At 55.7% G+C, this 1,132-nt stretch carries 2 tRNA genes and 1 rRNA gene (1 of these 3 only partly in view); all 3 read right to left on the minus strand.

The window, feature by feature from the left end:
• Positions 1 to 543: ribosomal RNA gene (locus DFO45_RS24835) — 23S ribosomal RNA — on the minus strand; it reaches 2,281 nt to the left of the window's first position.
• A gap of 369 nt (positions 544 to 912) precedes the next feature.
• Positions 913 to 988 (minus strand) — tRNA-Ala (locus DFO45_RS24840).
• Positions 989 to 1,045: 57 nt separating this feature from the next.
• Positions 1,046 to 1,122, minus strand: a tRNA-Ile gene (locus tag DFO45_RS24845).
• Between the last annotated feature and the right edge of the window lie 10 nt (positions 1,123 to 1,132).

The following is a 1,132-nucleotide window of genomic DNA, read 5'->3' on the forward strand; positions in this document are numbered from 1 at the left end:
GCTTTTCACCTTTCCCTCACGGTACTGGTTCGCTATCGGTCGCTAAGGAGTACTTAGGCTTGGAGGGTGGTCCCCCCATGTTCAGACAGGATTTCACGTGTCCCGCCTTACTCGAGGATCTTGGGAGTATATACCGGTACGGGGCTATCACCCTTAACGCGCAGCTTTCCATCTGCTTCCCGTTTAAATCCCAAGACCACTGGCCTGGTCCGCGTTCGCTCGCCACTACTAACGGAGTCTCTGTTGATGTCCTTTCCTCCGGGTACTTAGATGTTTCAGTTCCCCGGGTTCGCCTCTAACCCCTATGTATTCAGGATCAGATACCTTCATCTGAAAACTGGAAATCCGAAGCTTGCGCCACGGCTAGGTTTCCCCATCCGAGGTCAAACCTCGGAGTTCCAGTTTTCGAAGGTGGGTTTCCCCATTCGGAAATCTTCGGATCAAAGCTTGTTCGCAGCTCCCCGAAGCATATCGCAGCGTACCACGTCCTTCTTCGCCTCTTAGCGCCAAGGCATCCACCGAATGCCCTTAAGACACTTGATCGTTCTCATCGTCCATGCCCACTCCTCGGCTGAGGTTCTCATCAATCCGCACCAGGCGGATCAGCGAGAGGGCTGGACGCTAAAGACCAGCTTCGACATTTTCGACACCGGTGCGGTCAGCACCCGATGATCGTGTCCGGAAGGACAAGCCTTCCATCACGACCCGCCAGCCTTGCGGCCAGCAAATCGAAAACGCCCAGATTCACAATGTCAGACAGCAGCGCTCATCCTCGCCCACATGGGGGCTTGCTGAGGATCAGCGAAACAGATTGTGCGGACAGAAGAGAGCAGAACCGGATGTTCTTCTCTCACGCTTGAAGCGCTTCACCACCGACCATCTCGACCGCATCCCTCATCAGAATGCAGGAAATGGTGGAGCCAGACGGGATCGAACCGACGACCTCATGCTTGCAAAGCACGCGCTCTCCCAACTGAGCTATGGCCCCTAAGAGCACGCTCAGCACAACAAGAGCTTCAGATCGACGCCCAACCTTCTGGATCAGTGGTGGGCCTGGGACGACTCGAACGTCCGACCTCACCCTTATCAGGGGTGCGCTCTAACCACCTGAGCTACAGGCCCGAAAACCGCA

This window comes from Azorhizobium sp. AG788 (assembly GCF_004364705.1).
GTDB lineage: Bacteria > Pseudomonadota > Alphaproteobacteria > Rhizobiales > Xanthobacteraceae > Azorhizobium > Azorhizobium caulinodans.